This window comes from Lacunisphaera limnophila (assembly GCF_001746835.1).
Lineage (GTDB): Bacteria > Verrucomicrobiota > Verrucomicrobiia > Opitutales > Opitutaceae > Lacunisphaera > Lacunisphaera limnophila.
Genome location: NZ_CP016094.1, coordinates 47,746 through 74,656, shown reverse-complemented (window position 1 = coordinate 74,656; position 26,911 = coordinate 47,746). Strand labels below are relative to the sequence as shown.

The following is a 26,911-nucleotide window of genomic DNA, read 5'->3' as shown; positions in this document are numbered from 1 at the left end:
GGAGCGGCGGTCGGTGACGGCGTTTGCCTCCCGCCCGGCGCTTTTTGGCGCCGCTCCTGTCCATCGGGCCCCCTTCAGACCTGCGCCAGAGTCGGCTTCAGGTTCAGGTGTTCCTCGCCGACGTACTTGGCGGACTGCTCGTCGGCGTGATAGCTGGAGCGGACCAACGGGCCGGACTCGATGACGCCGATGCCGAGCTCGAGGCCGAGTTTTTTCCAGCGGGCAAACTCCTCGGGCGGGACCCAGCGATCGATGGGCCAGTGCTGGGGCGTGGGCTGGAGGTACTGGCCGAGGGTGAGGATATCGGTCCGGTCCGCGGCGATATCGCGGAGGGTCTGCTCGATCTCGGCCTCTTTCTCGCCCAGGCCGAGCATGATGCCGGTCTTGGTGGTGAAGCCGCGGGACTTGGCGTGCTGGAGCACCGCGCGGGAACGGTCGTAGCGGGCCTGCACGCGGACGGGGCGCTGGAGCCGTTCGACGGTCTCGAGGTTGTGATTGAAGATATCGGGCTTGGCGTCGAGGACGAGGTCCACCTGCTCGAGCTTGCCGACGAAATCGGGGACGAGCACCTCGATGGCGCAGGACGGGTTTTGGTAACGGACGGCACGGATGGTGGCGGCCCAGACGCCGGCGCCGCCGTCCTTCAGGTCGTCGCGGGCGACGGAGGTGATGACGCAGTGGCGCAGGCCCATGCGGGCGACGGCGTCGGCCACGCGGGCGGGTTCGCCCAGGTCGTGCTCGGTGGGCCGGCCGCTCTGGATCGCGCAGAAATTACAGGAGCGGGTGCAGATGTTGCCGAGGATCATCACCGTGGCGGTGCCGCGGGACCAGCACTCGCCGATGTTGGGGCACTGGGCGCTCTGGCAGACGGTGTGCAGCTTGTTATCCTCCACCATCCGGCGGGTGGCCTGGTAGGCGGGGCCGGAGGGCAGTTTGGCGCGGAGCCAGTCGGGTTTGCGGAGGGCGGACATCGGCAGAAGTTGGCCACAAAAGGCACAAAAGGCGCAAAGACAATCTTTGGGGCTGATCTACCCGGGGTCGATGACCACGGGTCGGGCTCCGCAAGCCCGGCTACAGGGGGGCTGCCCGGGGCGGCGGCCCGCGCCCACTTTCCGTTTGCCCCGGGCGGGCGGGGGGGCAAGCGTCCCGGGTTCCATGAGCGACATTCCCCAGGACATCTCCCACGACCAGCATGCCGTGCGGCTCAAGAAGCTGCAGGATATGCGCGCCGCGGGCTCGGATCCGTTCCGCGCCAACTGCGAGCAGACGCACTTTTCCGGGGAAGCGCTGAAAGCCTACGTGGACGGTGCCGACTACACCGTGCCGGTGAAGGTCGCCGGCCGGCTCGTGGTCATCCGCGACATGGGCAAGAGCCAGTTCGTCAAGATCCTCGACCAGCAGGGGCAGATCCAGCTCTACGTGAAGAAGGACCTGGTGGGTGACGAAGCCTATGTGGCCTTCAAGAAGCTCGATCTCGGTGACATCATCGGCGTCGAGGGCAGCCTCTTCAAATCCAAGAGCGGCGAGATCACCGTCCGGGTGGATCGCTATACCCTCGTCTCAAAGGCCCTGCGTCCGCTGCCCGAGAAGTGGCACGGCCTGACCGATGCCGAGCAGGTTTACCGGCAGCGTTACCTCGACCTCATCGTCAACCCGGAGTCCCGCGAGCGCCTGATGCAGCGGAGCCGGATTGTCGCCAGCATCCGCGCGACCCTGGCCGGCCGGAAGTTCCTCGAGGTGGAGACGCCCGTGCTCGAGGGCGTGGCCGGCGGCGCCGCGGCGCGGCCCTTCGTCACGCACCACAACGCGCTGGGCGCCGACTTCTACCTGCGCATCGCACTCGAGCTGCGCCTGAAGCGCCTGCTCGTCGGCGGTTATGACCGCGTGTTTGAGATCGGCCGCATCTTCCGCAACGAGGGTGTGTCCCGGAAGCACAACCCCGAGTTCACCATGCTGGAGGTCTACCAGGCCTACTCCGACTTCCGCGGCATGATGGTGCTGCTCAAGGCGATCTTCGCCGACCTGTGCCAGAACGTGATCGGCGCCACCGAGATCAAGCACGCCGCCAGCGGGCAGATGATCAACTTCGCCGGCGACTGGCGGGAGGCGCGCTATTTCGACCTGATCGACGAGGTGGCGGGCTTCAAGCTCAGCGCCCTGCGCAGCTCGCCCGAGTACCGGGCCAAGGCGACGGAGGCGGCCCAGAAGCTCGGCCTCGAAGTCCACCCGGGTTGGGAGACGCACGAGATCGTGAACGAGATCTTCGGCAAGCGCATCGAGCCCACGCTGATCCAGCCGACCTTTGTGACCCACCTGCCCAAGGAGCTCTGCCCGCTGGCCAAGCTCAACACCGAGGACCCCGGCCTGATCGACGTCTTCGAGTGCATCATCGGCGGCATGGAAGTGGCCCCGGCCTACTCTGAGCAGAACGACCCCTTTGTGCAGCGCGAGATGTTCGAGAAGCAGGTCGGCGAGGACCAGCAGAAGATGGACACCGACTTCCTGCTCGCCCTCGAGCACGGCATGCCGCCCGCCGGCGGCATGGGCGTCGGCATCGACCGCCTCTGCATTTTGCTCACCGGCGCCGAAAGCATCCGCGACGTGATCCTGTTCCCGTCTTTGCGGCCCTCGGAGGCGAAGTAGGTTTTAACCACAGAGGCACAGAGGACACCGAGAAGATGAGAAACCAAGTCCTTCGCTCCGTGTCCTCTGTGCCTCTGTGGTTTAATTAAGATGCCCTGGCCCGTCTACCTTGCCCTCAAGCAGCTGTTCCCGACCGGGCGGGTGTCGTTTTTCACGCTGATCTCGGTGGTGGGCGTCGGGCTGGGGGTGGCGTTGATGCTGGTCTCGACCAGCGTCATGGGTGGCTTCGGCTACCAGATCAAACGCATGATCATCGACACCCAGGGGGAGGTGCAGGTGCGGGCCCGCAGCCTGATCGAGCAGGGCGGACCGGTGGAGACCGCCCTCGCCGGCGTGCCCGAGGTCGCCGCCTACTCGGCCTATGCCCAGGGCGTGGTGATGCTGGAGTTCAAGCGCCGGCCGGCGTTTCCCGCCGTGCAAGGCGTGGACTTGGAACGAATCCGCGACGTCATTCCGTTGGAGCGTTATCTCACGGCCGGTTCGTTTGACGATCTCGATGACGACTCGGTGATCCTGAGCCACCTGCTCGCCAGCGGGCTCGGCGTCCGCATCGGTGACATGGTCAGCGTCTACACCCCGCTGATGCTCGAGCGGATGAAGAACAACGAGGTGCTGTTGCCGCGGGAGGTGCGCGTGGCCGGGATCTTCAGCATCGGGCACCAGCAGCTGGACAGCTCGACGGTCATCTGCCCGCTGCGCCTGATGCAGGATCTGTACGGTCTCGACCAGATGGTGCACGGCTACAACGTCCGCCTGAAGCCCGGCGCCGATCCGGATGTCGCCGCCGCCGCGATCAACGCCGCGCTGCCCGCGACAGCGGGCGCGCTGACGTGGTTTGAGGCCAACGCCGATTTCCAGGCCGTGCTGAGCTTTGAGCGCAACATGATCTTCTTCCTGCTCACGTTCATCATCATCGTGGCCGCGTTCTCCATCACCAGCTCGCTGCTGGTGACGGTGGTGCGCAAGACCCGGGAGATCGGCCTGCTCGGGGCGATGGGGGGCCGGGCGCGCGAGGTGGCGGCAAGTTTCTGCGTGCAGGGCCTGTTCATCGGCCTGACCGGCACGGCGGTGGGCCTGGCCGGCGGCTTCCTGCTGTTGCACTGGCGTAACGCCATCGTGGCGACCATCGCGAAGTTCACGATGGGGCCGGAGGCCTTCGTGAAGTTCTACCAGTTCACGAACCTGCCGGCGCACACGACGGCGAAGGATGTGGTCATCATCATCTTGTTCTCCGTGGTGGCCTCGACCCTGGCCGGCCTGATCCCCGCCTGGCGCGCCGCGCGCCTCAAACCCGTGGAGGCGTTGCGCAGCGAATGAAAACCATGGCCACAAGAAACACAAAAAACGCAAAAATGATCGGGCTCTTTTCGTGCCTCTGCGTGTTTTTCGTGGCCAATGGGATGGGAGGAATTTCTCGTGGCTGAACCGGTTCTCCAGGCCCGCAGTCTCAGCAAGACCTACCCGAGCGGGGACCAGACGCTTGGCGTGCTGGCCGCGGTGGATATTGCCGTGGCGGCGGGCGAGAGCGTCTCGATCCGCGGCGAATCCGGCTCGGGCAAGAGCACGTTGCTCAATCTGCTGGCCGGACTCGACCGGCCCGATGCCGGGGAATTGTTCTGGGGCGGCGAGGCTGCGCACCGGCTGAGCCTCGGTGAGCTGACGGCGCGACGCGGGCGGTTCCTCGGCATGGTATTCCAGGCCTATTACCTGATCCCGGAGATCGACGCCTTCGCCAACGTGCTGATGGGCGCGCGCATGGTCGGGCGGGTGGGGGCGGCGGAGCGCGACCGCGCCACGGCCCTGCTGAAGCGGGTCGGGCTCGGCGAGCGCGGGCATCATCTGCCGGCGCAGCTGTCCGGCGGCGAGCGCCAGCGCGTGGCCGTGGCCCGGGCCCTGATGAACCGGCCCCGCGTCATCCTTGCCGACGAGCCCACCGGCAACCTCGATGAGCGCTCCGGCGACGAGATCGTGAGCCTGTTGCTCGAGGTCTGCGCCGAGGAACAGGCGGCCCTCGTGTTGGTCACCCACAACCCGGCGCATGCGTTGCGGGCGGGGCGGAAATTCACTTTGCACAACGGCACCCTGGGGCTCATGTCATAAGTCCATGAGACTTACCGGACCCCTCCTGCTCAGCCTGGTCATGCTGACGACTGCCTCCGCCGCGCCCACTATGAATTCCGTCGCCGAAGCCTACGTGAAACTCGCCCTCGCCGCCGGCGTGCACGATGGCGATTATGTGGACGCTTACTATGGCCCGCCGGAGTGGAAGACGGCCGCCGAGGCCGCAAAACTGCCGCTGGCCGAGGTGCGCCGGCAGCTGGCGGATTTGTCCGCCGAGTTTGCCCGGATCGATCCCGCCGGGGCCGATACGATGGGCCGGATGCGCCACGCCTACCTGGGCAAGCAGCTCCAGGCGCTCACGGCCCGGCTGGGCCTGATCGCGGGAGAGAAGCTGGCCTTCGACGAGGAGACGCGCCTGATCTACGATGCCGTGGCGCCCACGCATCCGGCGTCCCATTACGACGCCGTGCTGGCCGAGCTGGACGGCAAGCTGCCAGGCACGGGCACGGTGGCCGAGCGTTACCAGGCGTTTCGCAACCAGTTCATCATCCCGCCGGCCAAGCTCGATGCGGTGTTTCAGGCCGCCATCGCCGCCGCGCGCGAGCGCACGCTGAAGCGGATCCCGCTGCCGGCGGGCGAGAAGTTCACCCTCGAGTACGTGACGGGCAAGCCCTGGAGCGGCTACAACTGGTACCAGGGCAACGCCCACAGCCTGATCCAGATCAACACCGAGCTGCCGATCTTCATCGACCGCGCCGTCGACCTGGCCGCCCACGAGGGCTACCCGGGGCACCACGTCTACAGCACGCTGCTGGAGGAAAAGCTCCTGCGCGGCCGCGGCTGGGTGGAGTTCTCGGTCAACCCGCTCTACGGCCCCAACGCGCTCATCGCGGAGGGCAGCGCGAACTACGGCATCGACGTGGCGTTTCCCGGCGCCGAACGCCTGGCCTTCGAGCGTGACGTGCTTTTCCCGCTGGCCGGGCTGGACCCCGCGCGGGTGGAAGAGTTTTACCGCGTGCTGGCCCTGACGAAGGAATTGAGCTTCGCCGGCAACGAGGCCGCGCGCCTGTACCTAGACGGGAAAATCACGGCGGAGGCGGCCGCGGCCTGGCTGGAGAAATACACCCTGGCCGAGCCGGCCCGGGCGTTGCAGCGGATCAAGTTCATCGAGAAATACCGCAGCTACGTCATCAACTACAACTACGGCCTGAAGCTGGTTGCCGACCATGTTGAGGCCAAGTCCGGCGGCGATCCCGCCCGGCGCTGGGCCGAGTTCGTCGAGTTGATCTCGTCGCCCTCGCTGCCCTCGCAGCTGAAGTGAGTTGGGTTTCGAGTGGGCAGCCAGCTTGCCCATTCGACGAACTCAGGGCCCCGAGCCGGTCGAGGGGCTGGCGCCATGCATGCGGACAGAGTGGCGCGACCAAGGTCGCCGCCCGCACGGTCAAAAAGGTCTGGCCGCGTAAGCCCTCTCCGCTACGTTCGCTCCCATGGCCAAGCCCAAGCTCAAATGTGGTGTCGTCGGGGTCGGTTCGCTCGGACAGCACCATGCGCGCATCTATGCCTCGCTGCCCGGCGCAGAGCTGGCCGGCATCTTCGAGACCAGCGACGCCCGCGCGGCCGAGATCTGTGCGAAGTTCAACTGCAAGCGTTTCACCTCGATGGAGGAGTTGGGCGCCGCGTGCGATGCGGTCAGCGTGGTCGTGCCGACCGACAAGCATGCGCAGGTCGCCCTGCCGTTGCTGGCCCAAGGTTGCCATCTGCTGATCGAGAAACCGCTGTGTGCCTCGCTGGAGGAGGCCGAGCAGGTGCTGGCCGCCGCGCGCCAGCACGGCTGCCTCGTGCAGGTCGGGCACATCGAGCATTTCAACCCGGTGATGAGCTACCTCGAGAAGCACACGGGCCGTCCGCAGTACATCACGACCGAGCGGCTCGCCCCGTACCAGACGCGCGGCACCGAGGTCGGCGTCGTGCTCGACCTGATGATCCACGACATCGGCATCGTGCTGGCGCTGGTGAAGTCGCCCATCCGCAAGATCGATTCCGTGGGCATCAACGTGCTGTCCAAGACCGAGGACATCGCCAACGCCCGCATCGAGTTCGAGAACGGCTGTGTGGCCAACCTCAGCGCCTCGCGCATGAGCCTGAAGAAAAACCGCGAGATTCGGGTCTTCCAGGACAACGCCTACCTCTCGCTGGATTTCATGAACCAGAAGGGCCACCTGGTGAAGAAGAGCGACATCATTGCCTATGGATTGAAATTGAAAGTCGGCCTGGCCAAGGCCGGCGAGGACAAGGTGCCGGTGCACGAGATCCCGATCGAGAAGGGGGAGCCGCTGGCGATCGAGTTGGCGCATTTCATCGAGAGCGTGCGCGCGGCGACCCAGCCCAAGGTGGGCGGCGCGCTGGGCAAATCGGCGCTGGAGGTGGCGATCACCGTCACCGAGCAGATCCGGACCAATCAGCAAAAGGGATGAACCACGGAGGCACAGAGGACACAGAGATCTGGCACCGGACATACCACACTGAGTCTCTGTGGTTCAAACGATGAATCGGCTGTTGCATGAAGGCCTCCCGGCGCCGCGCGAGGGCGCGGTGGACCTGTTGATTGTGGCCGCGGAGCATTCCGGGGACGAGCATGCGGCGCGGATGGTGCGCGGGCTGCTCGCGAAGGATCCGGATTTGAAGGTCTGCGCGCTGGGCGGTCCGCGGCTGGCGGCGGCGGGGGCCCAGTTGCTGCGGGATCTCACGGGGTCATCGGCGATGGGCTTCGCGGTCATCGCCCAGATTTCTTATTATCGGTCCCTGATCGCCTCGGTCGTGACCTGGGTGGGCATGTACAAGCCGCGGGCTGTCTGCTTCGTGGACTCGTCGGGCCTGAACCTGCGGATCGCCCAGGGCCTGTTCGAGCGGGGCTATGCGGCAAAGGCGGGCGGCCCCACGAAGGCGCTCTACTACATCAGCCCGCAGATCTGGGCCTCGCGGGCGGGACGGCGGTTTAAGATGGCGCAGCATTTGGATGGGCTCGCGGCGATCTTCCCATTCGAGCCGGCGGTTTATGCGGATACCGCCCTGCCGGTGGAGTTTGTCGGGCACCCGTTTGTGGCCCCGGATTATATGGCGCCGGTGCGGTACGATCCGGCGGGGCCGATCCTGCTGTTGCCGGGCAGCCGCACGGGCCCGGTGTCGCGGATTTTTCCGGTGCTGCTGGCCGGCTACCGGGCCTGGGGTGGAAAACGTCCGGCGGTGGTGCTGTATCCGAGTGACGGGATCCTGGGCGTGTTGCAGGCGGCCAACCCGCCGGCCGGGGTCGAGCTCCGGCGCACCAGTGAGGCCGGAGCCGTGGCCGCGTCGGCGGTGCTCACGTCAAGCGGCACGATGTCCATGCATTGCGCCCTGGCCGGCATCCCCGGGGTGGTGACCTACCGGACCGATCCGTTTACGTATTTCATCGGCCGTCTGCTCGTGAAGGTGGAGCACATCGGCATCGCCAACCTGCTCCTGAAGGAGGCGATGTATCCCGAGTACATCCAGGGTGCGGCGAAGGCGGAGGTGTTTGCCCGGGAACTCCAGGACTGCCTCGAGAATCCGGCGCGGCGCGAACGCACGGCCGCGCAGGCGGCGCGGTTGCGGGCCCTGTTGGCGCAGCCCACGGCCGGTTCGGCGGTGGAGTGGATGTGCCGGCAGCTGGGTTAAACCTAAACCTTTAGAAGTTAGAAGGCCCCGGCACTGCGCCCGAGGGAGCAGCGGGCGCAGGGATGGTCCCGGGACGCCGCGGTAGTTCTCCGATTCGCGGTTAAAAACCACTTGGGTAAGCGATTAAGGTGCCGATGAGGGGGGAGTCATGGACATACCTTCCTCGGCCTGTCGGATATCAGGCTGGCCACCGCCTTACGCCCCGGCGGAGCCGGCGGCTGGGAATGCGTTCATGCCGACCATCTTACATGCCCTGCCGGTCGGCGTGTGCTGGGAACGGACGGGCGGTAGACTGCCCTGCTGGGCCAACGAGCCCTTTTTGCGCCTGACCGGCCTGACCCGGGATCAGGTCCAGTCCGTCGCCAGCCTGGGTGACGTGCTCCTGCCGGACGACAGCGCCGCCTTTGCCGCCGGGCTCATGCAGGTGCGTACCGGGCAGATCGAGGAAACGAGCCTGGAGGTCCGCTGCCAGATCGACGGCGCCCCCGTCTGGCGCCAGGCGACCCTCCAGCTGTTCCGCGATGCGGCGGCCGGGGAAACCGACCTGCTGCTCACGGTCACCGACATCAGCGAACGCAAGCAGCATGAGTACGAGATGCGCCTCGCCATCGAGGGGGCCGAGTCGCTCAACCAGCAGATCGAGATCGCCATCGACCGGGCCCAGCAGGCCGCGGTCGAGGCCAACCTGGCCAGCGTCGCGAAGAGCCAGTTCCTCGCCACGATGAGCCACGAGATCCGCACGCCGATGAACGGCATCATCGGCATGACGGGCCTGCTGCTCGACAGCCCGCTCAACCGCGAGCAGCGGGACTTCGCTGACACGATCCGCATCAGCGGCGAGGCGTTGCTCACGATCATCAACGACATTTTGGATTTCTCGAAGATCGAGTCGGGCAAGCTGGAGTTGGAGCAGGCCGAATTCGCCCTGAACGAGTGCGTCGAGGGCGCCCTGGACCTGATGGCGGCGCGCGCCGGCGAGAAGAAACTCGACCTGCTTTACGAGATCGCCGACGGCACGCCGGCGCGCGTGAAAGGCGACATCACCCGGCTGCGCCAGATCGTGCTCAACCTGCTGGGCAACGCCATCAAGTTCACGCCGAGCGGCGAGATCGTGGTGCGGATCGAGCCCGCCGACGGCGGCATGGTGGAGCAGGGGCCGGTGCATCTGCGCGTGTCCGTGCGCGACACCGGCATCGGCATCCCGCCGGAGGCGATCGGCCGGCTTTTCCAATCCTTCAGCCAGGTGGACGCCTCGACCACGCGCAAATACGGCGGTACCGGCCTCGGCCTGGCGATCAGCAAGAAACTCGCCGAGCTCATGGGCGGCCAGATGTGGGTGGAGAGCGAAGTCGGGCACGGATCGACCTTCCTCTTCACCGTCACCCTTGAGGCGCAGCCCGGCAAGGCGCGGCCCGATCCGCAGCTTGCCCGCGAGCTGCTGGGCGGCCGGACGATCCTGCTGGTCGATGACAATGTCACGAGCCGCCTGATTTTGACGGAGCAGGCCCTCCGCTGGGGTCTGCTGCCGCGGTCCGTCGGCAGCGGCGAAGAGGCGCTGGCGATGCTGCGGACCGGGCGGACCTTTGATCTGGCCGCGGTGGACATGCAGATGCCGGGCAGCGACGGCGCGGCCCTGGCCGTCAGTTTGCAGCAGCTCCGCCCGGCGACCGAAATGCCCCTGATCCTGCTGTCGGCCATCGGCCAGCGGGTGCCGGAGGGTGTCACGGCCACCGCCGTCAGCCGTCCGCTCAAGCCGGCCGTGCTGTTCGAGGCCCTGGCCGCGGCGCTCGGGAAACCGCTGGAGGTGGCCCCGGTGGCAATCGTGGCGACCACGCTCCCGACGCAGGCCACGCGCCTCCTGCTCGCGGAGGACAATGCCGTGAACCAGAAAGTCGCGGTCAGCCTGCTGCGCACGCTCGGTTACACGACGGACGTGGCGTGGAACGGACTGGAGGTCCTCGCGGCGGTGGAGAAGCAGGAGTACGACATCATCTTTCTCGACATGCAGATGCCGGAGATGGACGGCCTCGAGGCGGCGCGCCGCCTGGTGGATTCCCGGCCGCGGAGCAAACAGCGGCCCTGGATCATCGCGCTCACGGCCAACGCCATGGTCGGCGACCGGGAGCAGTGCCTGGCGGCCGGCATGGACGACTACCTGACCAAGCCGATCAAAAAGAGCGAGCTGGTGGCGGCGCTGGAGCACGGCCGCATGATGGTGGCGAAGCGGCGCGCGACCTAGGGGGAGGCGGGGTGCCCTCACCCCGCATTCTCAAACTTCAATTCGTGCAGAGTCCCCTGATAGGGCCACCCGGCTGAGTCGAGGGATAGATTCTTCCTCACTGGATTGTTTTTCACGTACTCACATTTTTCCCGGTACGAAGAAGAGGTACGGATGAAATGATCAAAATAGTCAGCCTGCCAAACTGGAGCGATCGTCAGACCATCCGCCATGAGCCGACGGGAACTTATGGACTTCCAGCTTTTGATCCAAGCTGACAGCAGCTTCGCGGTGTGGGCAGGTCGCGCGAAGAAGTGCACATGGTCGGGCATTAAAAGGTAGTATCCGACATACCAACCATCGATGGCAGCCGACTTGCGCCAGATGGATTCGAGTAGCGCGTGCGCGTTAGCAGACGCCAACAGGGGTTTCCGCCCGGCCGTGCAGCACGTGATAAACAGGAGCGGGTGCCGGCTGAACGGAGTCAGATGAGGCAGGTGCATGATGTCCCTGCGGGGTGAGGGCACCCCGCCTCCATCAAGGCCGGGTCAGGCTCTGGGCGACCTGCGGCCAGAGGGCGGCGGTGCGCTCGGCAAGGATGGCGTGGCAACGGCTCACCTCGGCCTCGCGCTGGGCGAGGTTTTGCTCGGCGATCTTGGCGAGGTCGTCGAGGTTGTAGAGGAAGACGTTGGCGAGCTCGGCGGCCGTGGGGTCGATGTCGCGGGGGAGCGCCAGGTCGATCAGGAAGAGCGGGCGGGCGGCGCGCTTCTTCATGGCGGCGGCGACGAGCTCGCGCGTGAGCACGAGGCCCGGCGCGGAGGTCGAGCTGGCCACGATGTCGGCGGCGGCCAGGACCTCGGGCAGGTCGGCCATACTGGCGGCCCAGCCGCCGGCCGTGGCGGCCATTTCCTCGGCCTTGGAGAGGGTGCGGCTGGCGACGGTGATCGCCTTCGCGCCGCGGCTCTGGAAGGCCTGCACGGTCTTGAGGCCGATGTCGCCGGCGCCGACGACGAGCACGCTGACGGGGGCGAGGTCGCCGTAGATCTTGCCCGCGAGATCCACGGCCACGCTGGCGATGCTGATCTGGCCCTCACCGATGCGCGTGTGGGTGCGGATGTGCTTGGCGGCCTGGAAGGTTTTTTGGAAAACGCGGTTGAGCACGGGGCCCGTCCACTTCCGGGCGAGGGCGGCATCGTAGGCCCCCTTGACCTGACCGAGGATTTCGGTCTCGCCCACGATCTGGGAGTCGAGACCGGAGGCGACGGCGAAGAGGTGGGCGATGACGTCGTGGTTGTGGCGCTGCTGGAGCACGCCGTCGAGTTCGGCCGGGGCGCAGCCGGTGGTCTCGGCCACGGCGAGGCGCAGGCCGGCGAGGGTGTCGGCGTGCGAGGCGACGCCATACAGCTCGACGCGGTTGCAGGTGTTGACGAAGGCGAACTCGCGGACGCCGGGCGTGGCCTGCAGGCGGGCGCCGAGGGCGGCCGCGCGCGTCGCGTCGAGCGCGAGTCTTTCCCGCACCGCGAGCGGGGCGGTGTGGTGGCTGGCGCCGATGAAGAACAGGAGGGGCGTGGTGGTCTCCATCGTCAGCGGGCGTCCGGGGTGAGCACGATGGCGTGGTTGCGGCTGGAGTTCACCGGCCCGAGCGAGAGCAGCGCCAGGATGAACATGACCAGGCAGACCCAGGCGAAGCGCACGGAGACGAGCCAGGTGCGCCAGCGCAGCAGGAACACACCAAGGTAGGCGGCCCATACGCCGACGGTGACGACCAGCTTGGCCTGGTCGACCGAGCCCATGTTCTGGCGGAACCAGACCGAGCCCACCCCGAGGGAGATGGTGAGGAGGAGCACGCCCAGCGCCAGCATGCGGGTGTTGATCTGGTCGAGCTGGACCACGGACGGGAGGAACCAGAAGAGGCCGTTGAGGCGCTTGTGCTTGAGGCTCCAGTTCTGGAGGAGCTGCATGATGGAGGTCAGGGCCAGCAGGCCGAAGACGCCGTAGCTGAAGACGGCGAGGGCCGCGTGGAGCTCGATCCAGGGATTATTGCCGAAGATCCGCATGCTCCGGGCGCCGTCCCATTGCGGGATCAGGAGCGACACGAAGGCGAGGGTGGCGGCGTAACCCGCGGTAAACAGGCCGAGGAGGCTGACCCGGAAAGCGGTGCCAACGAAGAAATACACGACCATGGCGGACCAGGCGACGAATTGGACCAGTTCGAAGGTGTTGCCGAGCGGGCACCCGCCGGCGGCGGCGCCGCGGACATACAGGCCGGCCATCTGGCTGATCCAGCCGGCGACGAGGAGGGAGTTCAACCAGGCGCGCGGGGCGGTCGCGGAGGATCGCCGCAGCAGCGCCAGCAGGCCGGTCAGAAAACCGGCTAGGTAGAGCAGGGCACCGAGCCAAAGGAGGGCGCGGTCGGTGGGCAGCGAGGACATGGCGGGCAACTTGGCAGGGCGGGGAGGCGGCGGCAAGTGCGACGGCGCAGAAATTAGGGTGGGGGCGAAGGGGGGCGGGGATGGCTTATTTTGCGCCTGGGACCGACGGAGGTCCCGTTGGGCCGCCGGCGACCAACCCCCTGTCACACTGGGGTCCGTTCCAGGCCGCTACAGCCAATCCGGGCTTGGGTGAGGGCGGCGGGCGGCTAAGGTCGGGCCATGACCTTTGATCCCCGCCCGGTTTTGCTGGAAGGCCGTGCCGTTCGCCTGGAACCGCTGGCCCCGGCGCACGCGGAGGGCCTCCTGGCGGCGGCCCGGGATCCGGTGATCTTCCGCCACCTGCTGATCCCGCCGTTTGCCTCGGTCGCGACGGTCGGGGCTTGGATCGAGGAGGCCCTGCGCGCGCAGGCGGCGGGCACGGAGGTGGCGTACGCCACGGTGCGCTGCAGCGACGGCCGCGTGGTCGGCTCGACCCGCTTCATCGACATCCGCCGGCCGCATCGCGGCCTCGAGATCGGCTGGACCTGGCTGGCGCCCGAGGCGCAGCGCAGCGCGGTCAACACCGAGGCCAAGTACCTCATGCTCCGGCAGGCCTTCGAGGGCTGGGGCGCGCTGCGCGTGCAGTTGAAGACCGACGCCAACAACACGCAGTCGCGGACCGCGATCCTGCGGCTGGGGGCGGTCTTCGAGGGCATCCTGCGCAAGCAGCTGGTCCGGCCGCACGACGGCTACCAACGCGACACGGCGATGTTCAGCATCACGGACCAGGAGTGGCCCGCCGTGAAGGCGGGGTTGCTGGCGAAACTGGCGCGGTGAATTTCGGTGTGGCCGTGCGGCGTCCCGGCCGTCTTGCTGAGGGCGTCGGCATGAGCCCCCTCCACGCCCATCTCCCGCGCCGCGGGCACTTTCTCCTCTGGCTGATCGGGTGTCTTACGCTGGGGGCCAGCCTGCGGGGCGAATCGGCCGCGGCCGGCGAACGGATCCGGGTGCCGGTGGCCGCCGCCGCCGGCGAGGTGGGAATCCAGGCCGCGCTCGCCGGCCTGCCGCCGGACGGCGGCGTGGTCGAGCTGGGGGCGGGCGTCTTCACCCTGACGCGGCCGATCGTGATCGCGCGGGATGACATCGAGCTGCGCGGGCAGGGACCCGCCACCGTCCTTTTCCTGGCCCCGCGCGCGAATTGTCCGGTGGTCCTGGTGGGCAGCCCGGCCACCCCGGTCGACCGGCGCGTGCGGCGCGTGACGGTGCGGCGGCTGCTGATGGATGGCAACCGGACCGAGCAGCAGTTCGAGTGCTATGGCGGGCCCTGCGACGAGAGCCACCTGACCGCCCTGCGCAACAACGGCCTGACGATCCGGGGCGCGGAGGACATCCTCGTCGAGGACGTGGTCACCCGCCGGGCGCGTTCGGGCGGGGTGGTGCTGGAGAAGGATTGCCGCCGCGTGCGGATCGACCGGCTCGAGGCCTACGAGAACGAGTTTGACGGCCTCGCCGCCTATGAGACCGAGGACAGCGATTTCACGCGGCTGAACCTGCACCACAACCGCAGCGCGGGTTTTTCCTTCGACTGGCGCTTCAACCGCAATCGGATCACGGATTCCATCGCGAGCGACAACGGCAGCCAGGGCATCTTCATGCGCGACTCCAATCACAACCTGTTTGAGCGGGTCACGCTGGCCAACAACGGTGAGCAGGGCGTGTTTCTGGCGGAGACCCGCGAGCTCCCGGGCACGGCCTGCCGGGACAACCGTTTCAGCGGCGTCACGATCACCGGCAACGGCACGCAGGGCATCCGCGTCAACGACGCCTCCTGCACGCCGAACCGGCTGGAGGATTCGCTGGTGAAGGACAACCGGCTTGAGGGCATCAGCCTGGCGGCGGCCGGGCAGCTGGAGGTCGTGCGGCCGCGGTGAAAGCGGGGGACGTGGGCAACGGTCGCCGCGAGCGGCGTCGTGCACCGGACGGACCAAGGCAGGGACCAGTCGGAGACCGGTCCTACTGCCGGCGCGCGGGTTTGGGTTTCACCGGGATCAGGAAATCGAATTCGCTGTCGGGGCCGCCGTCGCCGAAACGCTCGTCCTGGCGGTCGAGGTTGGGGCCGTCCCCGTGGATGAATTTGGAGCGCGGCAGCCAGGTGCCGAAGACGTAGTGGATGGTTTCGCCGAACCGGGCGATGGGGCCGCGGTGGGTGAAGCAGGCGTAGGTGCCGGCGGGGATCGACCAGAGCACCAGCGGTTTTTTTGGCTTGGTGCCCGCGGCGACGTTGATGGAGGCCAGGTATTCGCGCTCGTCCGGATTCGCGCCGGCGCGATCCGTGGGGTAGCGGGCCGCGCCGTAGATATATTGGTCCAGCATGGCCGGGAGGCCGGGGATGAGCGGGCAGAAGCGTTCGTAGAGTTTGGGCACCACGTCGAGGTTGTCGGCCGCGGGGGACAGCGGCGGCACGAAGCGGGCGCTCAAGCCGAGCAGATTTAGGGCGGGGAGGGAGACGATCCGGGGTTTCATCGTGGTCTGGGTGGGGAGGGCGTGGAGGCGGGCGGGGGTGATTTCCGGGCGGGTGCGCAGCCAGGCCAGCTTGCCGGTGCGGCGAAACTCGCTCGGGGTGGCATCGAACGCGGCCTTGAAGGCGCGGGTGAAGGCCTCGTGGGACTCGAACTGGTAGTCGAGGGCCACATCGAGCACGCTGCGGTCCGACCGGGCGAGTTCCCCAGCCGCGGCGGTGAGGCGGCGCTTGCGCAGGTAGGAGCCGAGGGACTCGCCGGTGTGCTCGGCGAAGATACGGTGAAAATGCCAGAGGGAAAAGCCGGCGCGGCGGGCCAGCGCGTGCAGCGCCAGCGGGCGGCGGAGCCCCTGCTCGATGGTGTCGAGGCTGCGGAGGACGGCCTGGCGGTAGTGGTTCATCGGCCCGAAAGGATGCGCGGTTTCAGGCGTCCGGCAGCGAACGGCTGAGAAAGGATTCGATCAAGCCGGGCAGCTCGGTGTGGAACTGCGGCCGGTCAAAGCCGTCCGGATCCTGACCGGGCGGAAAATCCGGGCGGCGCATCATCGCCGGAAACGGGCTGAGGAAGGAGTAATGTCCCGCGCCGCGGACGACGACGAACTCGCCGGCGGCCGCCGCCGGCAGCGGGCGCAGGTCCTGGCGGATGGCCTCGGCCGGCGTCACGTCATCCTTTTCGCCGGCGAGGACCAGGAACCGGCCCGAGACCCTGGCCAGGGCGTCCGGGCCGCGGTAGTAGCCGGTGGCCGGCGCCAGCAGCACGGCGGCCTGGAACCGCGGGTCAGGTTGGACGGGAATGGGCGTACGGTTGCGGGACCAGGGTTGGCCGCCGGCCAGGGCGAGCGCGGCACAGCCGCCGAGGGAGTGGCCCACGAGGCCCACGCGCTGGGGATTCGCCGCCGGGCCGAAGGTCGGGTGACCGAGGAGGGCGTCCAAGGTTTGCGAGAGTTGGCGGCATCGGTTCGTCACCGCCTCGTCGGTGTAAGCAAGGGAGTTGTCGTTGCGGTTGTCGCGCGGGGCCTCCGGACACACCACGATCCAGCCCGAGCGGGCGAGGTGGGTGGCGATCTCGCGATAGAGCAGGTGGGATCCGCCGGCGCCGTGGGCGATCAGGCAGACCGGAAAGCGGCCCGGGGCGGGCGTAGCGTCGAGGGTCGCCTCCCAGTTGAAGGGTCCGATGGACACGCCGGCCGCGGGCTGGGTCGTGGGATATTGGACGATGGCTGGGAAGGAGCCGCCGGAGGTGGGTTCGGGAATCGGCAGGTGCTGGAAACCGGAATGCATGGGATGACCGGCAGCCTAGCAGATCCGGCGGGCGCGGGGCTTGATCGTTTGTGCGAAAAACGCGCGTCCCTCAGCGAGCCGGAGCCCAGCGCCGGAGGAAGGCGAGGATCTTCTCCGGGTCATGACCCTTACCGCCGTCCTCGAGCGCGCCGGTTTCCTGGGTGGTGAGCAGGTTGCCGTCGGCGTCGAGCACGAGCAGCACGGGGTAGCCGTTTTGGATGGGGTTGCCGTAGCGCTCGTTGACGGCGAGGTTGCGCTTGCGGCCGTCGCGCTGGTTCATGTCGATGAGCACGACGACGTAATCGGCGGCCAGTTTCTGTGCCACGGCGTCGTGGCGGTGGAAGGCTTCGCTGAGGCGGCGGCACCAGATGCACCAGTTGGCGCCGAGCTTCAAGAGCACGTGCTTGTGCTCCGCCTTGGCTTGCGTCAGGGCGGCGGCGATCTGGGCGGTGCCGTCGGCCTGCGTGTCGTAGAGGTCGGGTCCCTGCTTGGGGTATTCCGGATCGGCGGCGTGGGCCGTGGCCACGAGGGCGCACAGGGCAAGGGTGGTCAGAAATTTCATGGGGGCAGGTTAACAGGGCGGACGGCGACGGCTAGAATCTTTTCGGCGGCAGGCGGAGGATGAAGCGGTTTGAAGGCGGGCGACTTATTTCCGGGCGACCCAGAAGCGGCAGTTGTCGGAGAAATTGCGGACCTTGGGGGTTTCGCTGGCGAGATCGTTGCGGGTGGCATCGAAGACGTGGGTCCAGCCGGTGGCGGCCATGTCCTCGAGCACCTCCTTGCGGTCGGGCAGGTGCATGAAGGTGTTGCCAGTGTCGTCGGTGAAGTAGCGGTCACCAAACTCGAGCAGGCGGGGATTCTGTTCCCCCTTGGCCCAGCGCGCGGCTTCCTTGGCCCACTCCTTCAGGTCGGCCGGGTCCTCGCGGTCGTGGGTCGTGTAGATGAAAGGCGCGCCCGGCCGGCAGGCGCGGTGCAACGCGCGCATCGCCTGGCGGCGGCTCTCGCGTCCCGGAATCTGCATCAGGCCGTTGAACATGAAGAGGACCCCGTCGAACGACAGGTCGCTTATGGCGGGACATTGGTCGAGCCGCGTGGCGTCGGCTTGGAGGAAGGTGAGGCCGGTGATGCCCTGTTCCTGGGCGAGGTTCTCGGCCTGTTCGACGAGCTCGGAGGCGAAGTCGAAGGCGACCACGTCGCGGTAGCCTTGATGCCAGAGGCCCACGGCCACGCGGCCGGCGCCGCAACCGGCCTCGAGCAGGCGGGCGTTCACGTCGGGGAAATAGCGCTGGATGAGGGCCAGCTCGGATTTCCACAGGCCGATGAAGTGCGCGGCGCGCGTGTAGTGGAGCACCGTGTTGATGGCGTTGAAGTCGTCGCGGACGGTGGCGCCCGTGACTTTGCTGAGGTTAGGGTCGGGACTCATCGGGGAAAGCGGGTCGCGAGGACCGGCGGGGTGTCGGGGAAAGGGACGGAGCCGGTGATGGCCTCGACGCCGGCACGTTGGAGCACCGGTCGTGCGGAAACATTGCCCACCGGTCGGATCAGCACGGTGGCGAGCGGGTCCTCGTAGGTCATGAGCCAGCCCCGGGTGAGCAGTAGCCTGACTCCGCCGGAGCCGGTAGGCAGCAGGGCCACGCGGGCCTGGTCGAGGGGAAGCGAGGGGCCGGGTTCTTCGCCGGCGTAAAGGCGCCAGTGGGCGTCCATGAGGGGCGTGGGGTAAACGGTGTCGAGGCGGCCGTCGAAGGAGACGGGGTTGTCGGGCAGTTCCCACAGCACCTGCTGGCCCCAGTCGAAGAAGGTGATCGTGTTGCCGTTCAGGCGATGGGTGCGGATATGGTCGAGGGCCGCGACGGGATAGAGATCGCGGGGCACTTCCATGCGGAAGGGGTGGAGGCGCGGGGCGGTGACGCTGGACCGCAGGCACCAGGCGCCGCCGACGAACAGTAACAACACAAGCGCGCCGCGGAGCGCGGGCCGGGCGAGAGCGGCACGGAGGCCTTGGGTCGCCGGGGCGAGACGTTGCAGCAGATCCAGCACATGGGCCGGCAGCAGCATGACGGTGGCCAGGCCGAAGAGGGGGGCGTGGCGCTGGTGGCGGAGGGCAAAGAAGGCGAGGAGGCCCCACGCGACCATCTCCCCGAGCCGGCGCGGTTGGCGCGTGAGAATCCAGGCGACGAGACCAAGACCGATCGTAAAGTAAAAGGGCACGGTGGCGGCGCTCAGGGTCGTGGGGTGCCACTCGGTGATGTCAGGGCGGGGCAGCTGCAGGGTTTCCAGCGTCCAGATCACGAGGTGGGCGCCCCAAGGATTGGCGAGGAGGGCAAGCGTGCCGGCGGCACCCGCGGCAAGGAGGACTGGGCGCGAAAGGGTGGCGGGAGTGGAGCGAAGCCACGGCGGTAAGGATGGAATGAAACCGAAGATGAACTCGGTGCCGAGGATCACCGCGGCGATGAGCCAGCCGGCGAGGAAGCCGCCGTGGGTGTTGACCCAGACCGCGAGCAGGAGCGGCGGCACGAAGCCCCAGCGCAGTCGCCCGTCCAGAAACCGGCGCAACGCAGTCAGCAGCACGACAAACGCGAGCAGGGTGAACAGTTGCGGCCGCACGGCATAGCCGAGGGCGATGCTGTTGCCGCAGAGCGCGAGCAGTCCGAGGGCGGTGAGCTGTTGCGGAGCGGTGCGGCCGGCGCCGGCCCGCCCGGCCCCGCCGAGGGTGAGGGTGGCGAGGCCGATCATGAGCCACCACAGCCCGGAGCCGCCGGCCAGACGGTGGGTCAAGCCGAGGATCACCTCGGCGAGGACCTCATGGTTGATCCAGGGCTGGCCGGCGGCCGACCAGGAGAGCGTCTCGACGGTTTCGAGTCCCCCGAGGTGGAGCATGCGCTGGCCGTAGAGGACATGGCCCCAGAGATCGTTGTCGGCGGTATTTTCCGAGACCCGCCACCAGACAAAGGCGACCGTGGCGAAAGCAAAGGCGAGGCCGGGGCGCAGGAAGGGGGCGGACGCTGGGCGGGTTTCGGGCATCAGAGATGCTGGGCGAGGAATTTCTCCAGGGCGGTGAGGAATTTCTGGTAGTTCTCCCGCTCGGAAAAGCCGTGGAACTCCGTGTCGAAAAACAGCTGCTCGTGCGGCACCTTCCGTTGCTCCAACTCCGAGAGCAAGCGGGTGGACTGCTGGTATTCCACGGTGGTATCCAGCTTGCCATGGATCACGAGCACCGGCGCCTTGACCGCGGCGATGTGGGCGATGGGGGAGATGTTCTGGAAGCGCTCCTGCTGGGTGGCCGGGTCGCCGAGTTTCTCGAGCAGGCGGTCGTAGTTGAACCGGTCGTCGTCGGACTGGGCCCAGGATTGCTTCACCAGTTGCTTCCAGTCGAAGACCCCGGCGAAGGTGACGGCGCAGCGGTAGAGATCGGGTTCGAAGGCCACGCCGGCGACGGCGAGGTAGCCGCCGAAACTGCCGCCATAGATGGCGAGGCGTTTTCCGTCCACGAGGCCCTGCGCGACGAGGTGTTTCACACCGTCGGTCACGTCATCGTGCATCTTGCGGAACTCGAAATCATCGTCCTTCGAGACGGCCTTGGCGTAACCGGTCGAGCCCCGGTAGTTGGGTTGAAAGACGGCATAACCGCGGGAAGTCAGGAACTGGGCGTCGGAGTTGTAGCCCCAGGTGTCGCGAGCCCAGGGGCCGCCGTGGGCGTAGACCACCAGAGGGGGTTTGCTGCCGTCGGCTGCCGGGGCGGGGAGGGAGAGGTAGCCTTCGAGTACCAGCCCGTCGCGGGCGGTGAACTTGATCGGGCGCTGCACGCTCATCTCGGCGGGCTTGAACCAGGGCGTCGGGGCCGGGAGGGGCAGGAAGGCCTTGGTGTCATGCCGGTAGATCACATAGCGGCTGGGTTCGCGCCCGTTCGACGAGGCGACGACGAAGGTCTGCATGGCCTGGTCGCAATCGACGATGAGATTCTGCCGCCCGGGCAGCTTCGCCTGGATGGCGGTCTGGATCTCGGCGAAGAGCGGATCGATCGCGAGCTGGGTGTAGAGATCACGATGGTAGCCGAGGGCGGCGGTGCGGACCGAGCCATCGGCCTGGCGGACCTGGAACAACTCGGCGTCGTTCATGGCGTACGTGGCGTCCTCGAAGAGCGGCGGGCCAAAATCGCCGGTGCTCACGCGGTAGCGATGCAACCGGCTGCTTTTGGCCTCCTCGGCGTAGTGGGCGACGTAGAGCAGATCCGGATCGGGCGTGAAACCGATGACGCTGGTGGTCTCGTAGTGGAAGGGGAGTTCGATCCATTTCTCCTTCGGGCCGGCGCGGTAGTGGAACCGGAGTTTTTTGTCGGAGTAGACGGCGGCGACCCGGACCTCACCCTCGTGGTCGGTGGCCGCCCCGTGGAACTCGCCCTTGGGGAGGTCGATCCATTCCTTGACGTTGAAACGGGAGTTGTCCTGTCCGGCCATGACCTTGGGGCGGAGCCGGGTGCTGATGACCGCGAGGCCGGCCGAGCCGCGGCCATCGTCGAAGAACCGGGCCACAAAGAGATTCGGGTCCCGGCGGAGGCTGCTGATGAGCTGGAAGAATTGTCGCTCGTAGGTCAGGTTGGCGGTCACCTTGCCCTGCTTGACATCGAAGACCTGCTTGCGTCCGCGGTAATTCGGCCGGTTCTCGGTGGTGATCACCATGCGGTCGCCGCCGATCCAGAAAAAGTCGGTGACGTCGTCGCCGCCGAGATCGAACTTCTTCGATTCCTTGGTTTGGGTGTCGTAGACGTTGAGGTCGAAGAACCGGACCTGGCTGGGGGTGAGAAAGGCGACATAGCGACCGTTTTCCGAGATGCGGACTTCGTTCACCTCCGGCCATTTCACAAAATCGCTGACCGGCGGCGGGGCGGCGGTCGCGAGGGAAAAGAGGCCCAGCAGGGGCGCGATGAAACGCAACAGGGAGGGGAAACGGGGCGGGATCATGGTGGGTGAGCGGGTTGATGGAGGCACGCCGGCCCTTGCGCGCCTCAGGCACTCTGAAATAGCAGGTTCGATTCCGCTGTCTATGGCGGATGTGCGACCGGGTGATGAGACCGGGGCAGGCGGGATGGGCAACCCGGGCCGGCCGGTCTGTCCTCCGCAGTCTTCGCGAAGGAGGAAGACCGGTCCTACTTTCTTTGCCAGGCGGCGATGAACATGCCGTTGGCGTTCAGGTCGTGGGGCCAGAGGAAAAGCGAAGGAGGAGGGATGAAGGAAGAAGGAAGAATTTCCGGAGAATCATTCTTCATTCTTAATTCATCCTTCTTAATTGCCGGGCCGGGCCAGGCGGGAATCGGTTCAAATTCGGGATGACTTTGGGCAAACGCCTCCGCCACGGCGGTGGTCTCGGCGCGGGTGAGGGTGCAGACCGAGTAGATCAGGCGGCCACCGGGTTTGACCGCGGGGGCGACGTGGTTGAGGAGGTTGGCCTGCACGGCGGCGAGCTCGCGCACGTCGGTGGGGGAGGCGGTCCAGCGGGCGTGCGGGTTGCGCTGCCAGGTGCCGACACCGCTGCAGGGGGCGTCGACGAGGATGCCGTTGAATTTGGCCTTGGTCGGTAGCTTGGCGCCGCCGTCCCATTCCGCGGCGCGGTAGTTGAAGACCTGGGCGCGGGCGGCGCGATCCTTGAGCTTGGCGAGGCGGCGCACCGAGCGGTCGCTGGCCCAGAGCAGGCCCTTGTTCTGCATGAGGTCGGCGAGGTGCATGGTCTTGCCGCCCTCGCCGGCGCACGCGTCCCACCAGGTTTCACCCGGCCGCGGCGCGCAGGCGAGGCTGACTAGTTGCGAGGCGAGGTCCTGGATTTCAAATTCGCCGGCCTGGAATTCCTTGGTGCGGTAGAGGTCGGTGAGGCCGGTGTAGCGCAGGGCGTCGGGGGATTGGGCGGCGGGCGTGATGTGGCTGAGCTTCTTCGTGAGCGCGACGCCGGTACCGGCCTTGGCGCGGATCCAGAGGGCGGGCTCGGACTGAAGCTGGCGGAGCCACGCGTCGGGGATGACGTCCATCTCCGCCTGCAGCCACGCCGGCACGGCGCGGGCGGCGAGGGCCTCGGGTTTGAAGCTCGAGGGGGTTTTATTGAAACGTTCCTGCAGGGCGAGGGCGGCCTCGAGTTGTTTTTGGTGGGAGTCCTTCGGGGCGAGCCAGCGCAGCCAGCGGAAGTAGGTGAACACCGCGCGGCTGACGTTCCGGCGTTCGGCAGGGGCCGTGTAGTGGCGGTCCTGGGTGAGCGACTCGCGCAGGGCCTGGTCGGCGGGCGTCCCGGTCTCGACGAGTTTCAGGATGCGGGCGGCGTTGTTGAGGACGGGGGAGGACATTGGTTTCAGGTCAGTTGGGCAAAGCGTCGGATCCGGGCATGGCTCGCATTGGTTGCAGGCTTGGATCCTTCGCTGCGCTCAGGATGACGGCAACGAGGGTTTAGCCTTTCCGCCCCCAGCGTTTCACTTCCTTGAGCTCGGGGGAGCGGGCCTCGGCGAGGAGGCCGGACACGGCGGGATGGGCGCGGAGGCGCTGGAAGGCATCGGGGGCGATGCGCCACTTGAGGGCGCCGGCGACCTCGGCGATGGGGGCGACGCGATGCTCGAAGAGGAAGGCGAGCTCGACCTTGGTGTCGCCGCTGGCGGCGTTGAGGGTCTCGCGCAGCTGCCGGAAGAAACCGGGCAGGTCGGCGTGGGTGGGCTGGAGGAGCCAGGTGACCTTGCGGATGTTGTTCTGCAGGTAGGCGTCGAGCGGGTAGAGCTCCTTCACGTTGAGGCGGGCGCCGTCGTTGCCCTTCATCACCGTGCCGAGGATGACGACGGGGGCGTTCTCGGCGAGGAGCTTGCCGTAGGCCTCGTAGGCGTCGGCGTACATGTTCACCGCGATGGTGGCCTTCTTGCTGGCGAGGTTGAAGAAGGCCCAGGGGCGGTTGTCCTTTTTCGAGAGCTTCTTGTTGATACCGCTCATGACCCCGGCGAGGCGGAACTCGACGCGGTCGCCCTCGAGCAGGACGGTCTCCTCGGTGTGGGTGCAGAGGGCCTCGGCGAGGCCGCTGTAGGCGTTGAGCGGGTGGCCGGAGACGTAGAAGCCGAGGAGCTCCTTCTCGAACTGGAGGCGCTCGGCGGAGGTGAAGTCGGCGGTGGACGTGGTGTGGACGGTGGTGCCGTTGGCGCCGGCCTTCTTCTTCGGCGGGGGCTCGGCGAACGCGTCGAGGAAGCTGTGCTGGCCGGCGGCCTTGTCGCGGGCGTGGGCGGCGGCGCCGGCGATGGCGGCGTCGATGCTGTCGAAGAGGGGCTTGCGGGCGGCGCCGCTGAAATCGAAGGCGCCGGTTTTCACGAGGTGCTCAAGCACGCGCTTGTTGAGGGCGCGGGCGTCGACGCGGGAGGTGAAGTCGGCGAAGTCCTTGAACGGGCCGCTGGCCTCGCGTTCCTCGATGATTTTCTGGGCGGCCTGTTCACCGACGCCCTTGATGCCGGCGAGGCCGAAGCGGATCTTGTCGCCGACGGGGGTGAAATCCGCGCGCGATTCGTTCACGTCGGGGCCGAGGACCTTGAGGCCCATGGCCTCGCACTCGGCGATGAAGTGGGCGACCTTCTCGGAATTGCCGAGCTCAGAGGTGAGCATGGCGGCCATGAACTGGACCGGGTAGTTGGCCTTGAGGTAGCCGGTCTGGTAGCTGAGCACCGCGTAGGCGGCGGAGTGGGACTTGTTGAAGCCGTAGCCGGCAAACTTGTTGAGGATGTCGAAGATCGAGTTGGCCGTCTTGGCGTCGATCTTGTTCACCTTCGCGGCGCCCTCGACGAACTTGGCGCGCTCCTTGGCCATGGCATCGGCGTCCTTCTTGCCCATGGCGCGGCGGAGCATGTCGGCACCGCCGAGGGTGTAGCCGGCGATGATCTTGGCCGCTTCCATGACCTGCTCCTGGTAGACCATGACGCCGTAGGTCTCGCGGCAGACCTCCTCGAGGAGCTTGTGCGGGTAGGTGACAGTGCTGGGCTCCTTCTTGCCGCGGACGTAGTCGGGGATCCACTCCATGGGACCCGGGCGGTAGAGGGCGATGAGGGCGACGATCTCGTCGATGGAGGAGAGGCCGATCTGGCGGCACAGGGCCTGCATGCCGCCGGATTCCAGCTGGAACACGCCGGTGGTGCGGCCGGAGTTGAGGAGGGTGTAGGTCTTCGGGTCCTCGAAGCCGACGGCCTCGAGGTCGAACTTCGCGTCGGCGGTGCGGTGGACGTTGGCGACGGCGTCGGCGATGACGGTGAGCGTCTTGAGGCCGAGGAAGTCCATCTTCAGCAGGCCGAGCTTGCCAACGGCGTTCATGTCGAACTGCACGGTGACGTCGCCTTCCTGCAGGGTGAGGGGGACGAATTCCTCGAGCGGCCGGTCGGTGATGATGATGCCGGCGGCGTGCTTGCCGGTGTTGCGGACCATGCCCTCGAGGACGAGGGCCTGGTCGATGATCTTCTTCGCGACGGGGTTTTTCTCGAACTCGTTGCGCAGCTCGGCAGATTTCTCGATGGCGGTCTTGAGCTCGATGTTGAGCTCGTCGGGGATCATCTTGGCCAGGCGGTCGGCCTCGACGTAGGGGAGGTCGTGGACGCGGGAGACGTCGCGCATGACCATCTTGGCGCCGAGGGTGCCGTAGGTGATGATGTTGGCGACGCAGTCGTTGCCGTATTTCTGGCGGACGTAGTCGATGACCTCGCCGCGGCGGCGCATGCAGAAGTCGATGTCGAAGTCGGGCGGGGAGACGCGCTCGGGATTCAGGAAGCGCTCGAAGAGGAGCTTGAAGCGCAGCGGGTCGAGATTGGTGATGCCGAGCAGGTAGGCGACGAGACAGCCGGCGCCGGAGCCGCGGCCGGGGCCGACAGGGATGCCGTGCTTCCGCGCCCAGTCGATGAAATCCCAGACGACAAGGAAGTAGTCGATGAAGCCGGTCTTGGTGATGATGGAGAGCTCGAAGTCGAGGCGCTCGGCGAGGACTTTGGCCTGATCCTTGTCCTTGGCGTTTTCCGGCTTCGTGTAGTCGACGCCGTAGCGGGTGCGGAGGCCGGCGATGCAGAGGTCCTTGAGGTAGCCGGGGCGGTCGGTCTTCACCTCGGGGGGGAGCGGGTATTTCGGGTAGCGCTCGGAGCCCTTGGGGAAGGGGATGGCGACGTCGCACATCTCGGCGACGAGCTGGGTGTTGGTGAGGGACTCCGGCACCTCCTTGAAGACGGTGGCCATCTCCTCGCGGGATTTGAGGTAGAACTGGGTGCCGGTGAACTTCATCCGGTTGTCGTCGGCGACCTTCGAGCCCGTCTGGATGCAGAGGAGAGTGTCGTGCGGGCCGGCGTCGGCGGAATTGACGTAGTGGACGTCGTTCGAGCAGACGACCTTCAGGTTGAATTCCTGGGCGAGCTTGAGGAGGCCGGGGATGACCTTGAGTTGCTCGGGGATGCCGTGGTCCTGGATTTCGACGAAGTAGTTCTCGCGGCCAAAGATCTCGACGAAGTGGGCGCAGGCCTTCCGGGCCTCCTCGTAGTTGTCGTTCAGCAGGTGTTGGGGGACGAGCGAAGCGAGGCAGCCGGTGAAGCCGATGAGGCCCTTCGAATGCTGGGCGAGTTTCTCGAGGTCGGTGCGGGGCTTGTAATAGAAGCCCTTGAGGTGGGCGTCGGAGACGAGCTTGAGGAGGTTCTGGTAGCCGGTGAGGTCGCGGGCGAGCAGACCGAGGTGGTAGATGGATTTGCCCTCGTCGGAGCGGCCGGTGCGCTCGAGGCGGGAGCCGGCGGCCAGGTAGAGCTCGCAGCCGAGGAGGGGCTTGATGCCCTTGGCCTTGGCCTGGTTGTAGAACTCGATCGTGCCGTAGAGATTGCCGTGGTCGGTGAGGGCGAGGGCCTTCATGCCGAGGGTGGTGGCCCGGTCCATGAGGCGGTCGATCCGGCAGGCGCCGTCCAGCAGGGAGTAGTCGCTGTGGACGTGGAGATGGACGAAATTTGAGTCGGGCGACGCCAAGGTTCGTTTATGGGAATCAGGGGGTTAGGCGCGGGCAAGAACTAAGGGACTGCCGGGCGAGTTTTACCAGTCCGAGGCGGGGAGGCGGGGGCGAGCTCGCTGG

General features: G+C 67.1%; 21 protein-coding genes. 9 read left to right on the top strand and 12 right to left on the bottom strand.

Features of this window, described 5'->3' with window-relative positions:
- Window positions 1-74: 74 nt before the first annotated feature.
- Window positions 75-971 (bottom strand): lipoyl synthase, encoded by an 897-nt coding sequence (gene lipA / locus Verru16B_RS00345; protein ID WP_069960426.1) that lies wholly within the window; start codon window positions 969-971, stop codon window positions 75-77.
- A 184-nt stretch (window positions 972-1,155) separates the two neighbouring features.
- On the opposite strand from lipA, the gene lysS reads away from it, so the two are divergent.
- The 7 genes from lysS (at window position 1,156) to Verru16B_RS00310 (ending at window position 10,636) form a co-directional block, all read left to right on the top strand.
- Window positions 1,156-2,643: a lysine--tRNA ligase gene (lysS, locus tag Verru16B_RS00340; protein ID WP_069960425.1), complete on the top strand. Its 1,488-nt coding sequence runs from the start codon at window positions 1,156-1,158 to the stop codon at window positions 2,641-2,643.
- 90 nt (window positions 2,644-2,733) lie between these two features.
- The gene (locus Verru16B_RS00335; protein ID WP_069960424.1) at window positions 2,734-3,960 is read left to right on the top strand and encodes an ABC transporter permease; all 1,227 of its coding nucleotides are present in this window, start codon (window positions 2,734-2,736) and stop codon (window positions 3,958-3,960) included.
- 99 nt (window positions 3,961-4,059) lie between these two features.
- Window positions 4,060-4,743: an ABC transporter ATP-binding protein gene (locus Verru16B_RS00330; protein WP_069963526.1), complete on the top strand. Its 684-nt coding sequence runs from the start codon at window positions 4,060-4,062 to the stop codon at window positions 4,741-4,743.
- Between the two features lie 4 nt (window positions 4,744-4,747).
- Window positions 4,748-6,025 carry a hypothetical protein gene (locus Verru16B_RS00325; RefSeq protein ID WP_069960423.1) on the top strand — a complete coding sequence of 426 codons (1,278 nt, stop codon included), beginning with the start codon at window positions 4,748-4,750 and terminating at the stop codon, window positions 6,023-6,025.
- A 166-nt stretch (window positions 6,026-6,191) separates the two neighbouring features.
- The gene (locus Verru16B_RS00320; RefSeq protein WP_069960422.1) at window positions 6,192-7,178 is read left to right on the top strand and encodes a Gfo/Idh/MocA family protein; all 987 of its coding nucleotides are present in this window, start codon (window positions 6,192-6,194) and stop codon (window positions 7,176-7,178) included.
- Between the two features lie 70 nt (window positions 7,179-7,248).
- Window positions 7,249-8,397 (top strand): lipid-A-disaccharide synthase, encoded by a 1,149-nt coding sequence (locus Verru16B_RS00315; protein ID WP_069960421.1) that lies wholly within the window; start codon window positions 7,249-7,251, stop codon window positions 8,395-8,397.
- Between the two features lie 232 nt (window positions 8,398-8,629).
- The gene (locus Verru16B_RS00310) at window positions 8,630-10,636 is read left to right on the top strand and encodes a response regulator (protein WP_069960420.1); all 2,007 of its coding nucleotides are present in this window, start codon (window positions 8,630-8,632) and stop codon (window positions 10,634-10,636) included.
- Window positions 10,637-10,653: 17 nt separating this feature from the next.
- Here Verru16B_RS00310 and Verru16B_RS19240 read toward each other — a convergent pair whose 3' ends face one another.
- The 3 genes from Verru16B_RS19240 to Verru16B_RS00295 are packed head-to-tail and all read right to left on the bottom strand — an operon-like array spanning window position 10,654 to window position 13,047.
- Window positions 10,654-11,118, bottom strand: a complete 465-nt coding sequence (locus Verru16B_RS19240) for a transposase (protein ID WP_069960419.1) — start codon at window positions 11,116-11,118, stop codon at window positions 10,654-10,656.
- A gap of 34 nt (window positions 11,119-11,152) precedes the next feature.
- Window positions 11,153-12,196, bottom strand: a complete 1,044-nt coding sequence (gene hemA, locus Verru16B_RS00300; protein WP_069960418.1) for a glutamyl-tRNA reductase — start codon at window positions 12,194-12,196, stop codon at window positions 11,153-11,155.
- Between the two features lie 2 nt (window positions 12,197-12,198).
- Entirely contained in the window at window positions 12,199-13,047 is an 849-nt protein-coding gene (locus Verru16B_RS00295; protein WP_069960417.1) for a cytochrome C assembly family protein, read from the bottom strand.
- Window positions 13,048-13,266: 219 nt separating this feature from the next.
- Between Verru16B_RS00295 and Verru16B_RS00290 the strand changes: the two genes are divergently transcribed.
- Window positions 13,267-13,863: a GNAT family N-acetyltransferase gene (locus Verru16B_RS00290; RefSeq protein ID WP_069960416.1), complete on the top strand. Its 597-nt coding sequence runs from the start codon at window positions 13,267-13,269 to the stop codon at window positions 13,861-13,863.
- A 50-nt stretch (window positions 13,864-13,913) separates the two neighbouring features.
- Window positions 13,914-14,957: a right-handed parallel beta-helix repeat-containing protein gene (locus Verru16B_RS00285; protein ID WP_157772091.1), complete on the top strand. Its 1,044-nt coding sequence runs from the start codon at window positions 13,914-13,916 to the stop codon at window positions 14,955-14,957.
- A gap of 82 nt (window positions 14,958-15,039) precedes the next feature.
- On the opposite strand, the gene Verru16B_RS00280 is transcribed toward Verru16B_RS00285, so the two are convergent.
- The 8 genes from Verru16B_RS00280 to dnaE all read right to left on the bottom strand — a co-directional run bounded on the left by Verru16B_RS00280 (window position 15,040) and on the right by dnaE (window position 26,808).
- Window positions 15,040-15,945 carry a helix-turn-helix domain-containing protein gene (locus Verru16B_RS00280; protein WP_069960414.1) on the bottom strand — a complete coding sequence of 302 codons (906 nt, stop codon included), beginning with the start codon at window positions 15,943-15,945 and terminating at the stop codon, window positions 15,040-15,042.
- Window positions 15,946-15,967: 22 nt separating this feature from the next.
- The gene (locus Verru16B_RS00275; protein ID WP_069960413.1) at window positions 15,968-16,825 is read right to left on the bottom strand and encodes an alpha/beta hydrolase family protein; all 858 of its coding nucleotides are present in this window, start codon (window positions 16,823-16,825) and stop codon (window positions 15,968-15,970) included.
- 70 nt (window positions 16,826-16,895) lie between these two features.
- Entirely contained in the window at window positions 16,896-17,387 is a 492-nt protein-coding gene (locus Verru16B_RS00270; RefSeq protein WP_083269982.1) for a thioredoxin family protein, read from the bottom strand.
- An 84-nt stretch (window positions 17,388-17,471) separates the two neighbouring features.
- Window positions 17,472-18,248, bottom strand: coding sequence for a class I SAM-dependent methyltransferase (locus tag Verru16B_RS00265; RefSeq protein ID WP_069960412.1), 777 nt, complete (start codon window positions 18,246-18,248; stop codon window positions 17,472-17,474).
- Entirely contained in the window at window positions 18,245-19,846 is a 1,602-nt protein-coding gene (locus Verru16B_RS00260; RefSeq protein ID WP_069960411.1) for a hypothetical protein, read from the bottom strand. Before Verru16B_RS00260 ends, Verru16B_RS00265 begins: the two co-directional genes overlap by 4 nt.
- On the bottom strand, window positions 19,846-21,783 hold the full coding sequence (locus tag Verru16B_RS00255; RefSeq protein ID WP_069960410.1) for an alpha/beta hydrolase family protein: 1,938 nt from the start codon (window positions 21,781-21,783) through the stop codon (window positions 19,846-19,848). Before Verru16B_RS00255 ends, Verru16B_RS00260 begins: the two co-directional genes overlap by 1 nt.
- A 185-nt stretch (window positions 21,784-21,968) precedes the next feature.
- Window positions 21,969-23,150, bottom strand: a complete 1,182-nt coding sequence (locus Verru16B_RS00250) for an RsmB/NOP family class I SAM-dependent RNA methyltransferase (RefSeq protein ID WP_069960409.1) — start codon at window positions 23,148-23,150, stop codon at window positions 21,969-21,971.
- Between the two features lie 100 nt (window positions 23,151-23,250).
- Window positions 23,251-26,808 carry a DNA polymerase III subunit alpha gene (gene dnaE / locus Verru16B_RS00245; protein WP_069960408.1) on the bottom strand — a complete coding sequence of 1,186 codons (3,558 nt, stop codon included), beginning with the start codon at window positions 26,806-26,808 and terminating at the stop codon, window positions 23,251-23,253.
- Between the last annotated feature and the right edge of the window lie 103 nt (window positions 26,809-26,911).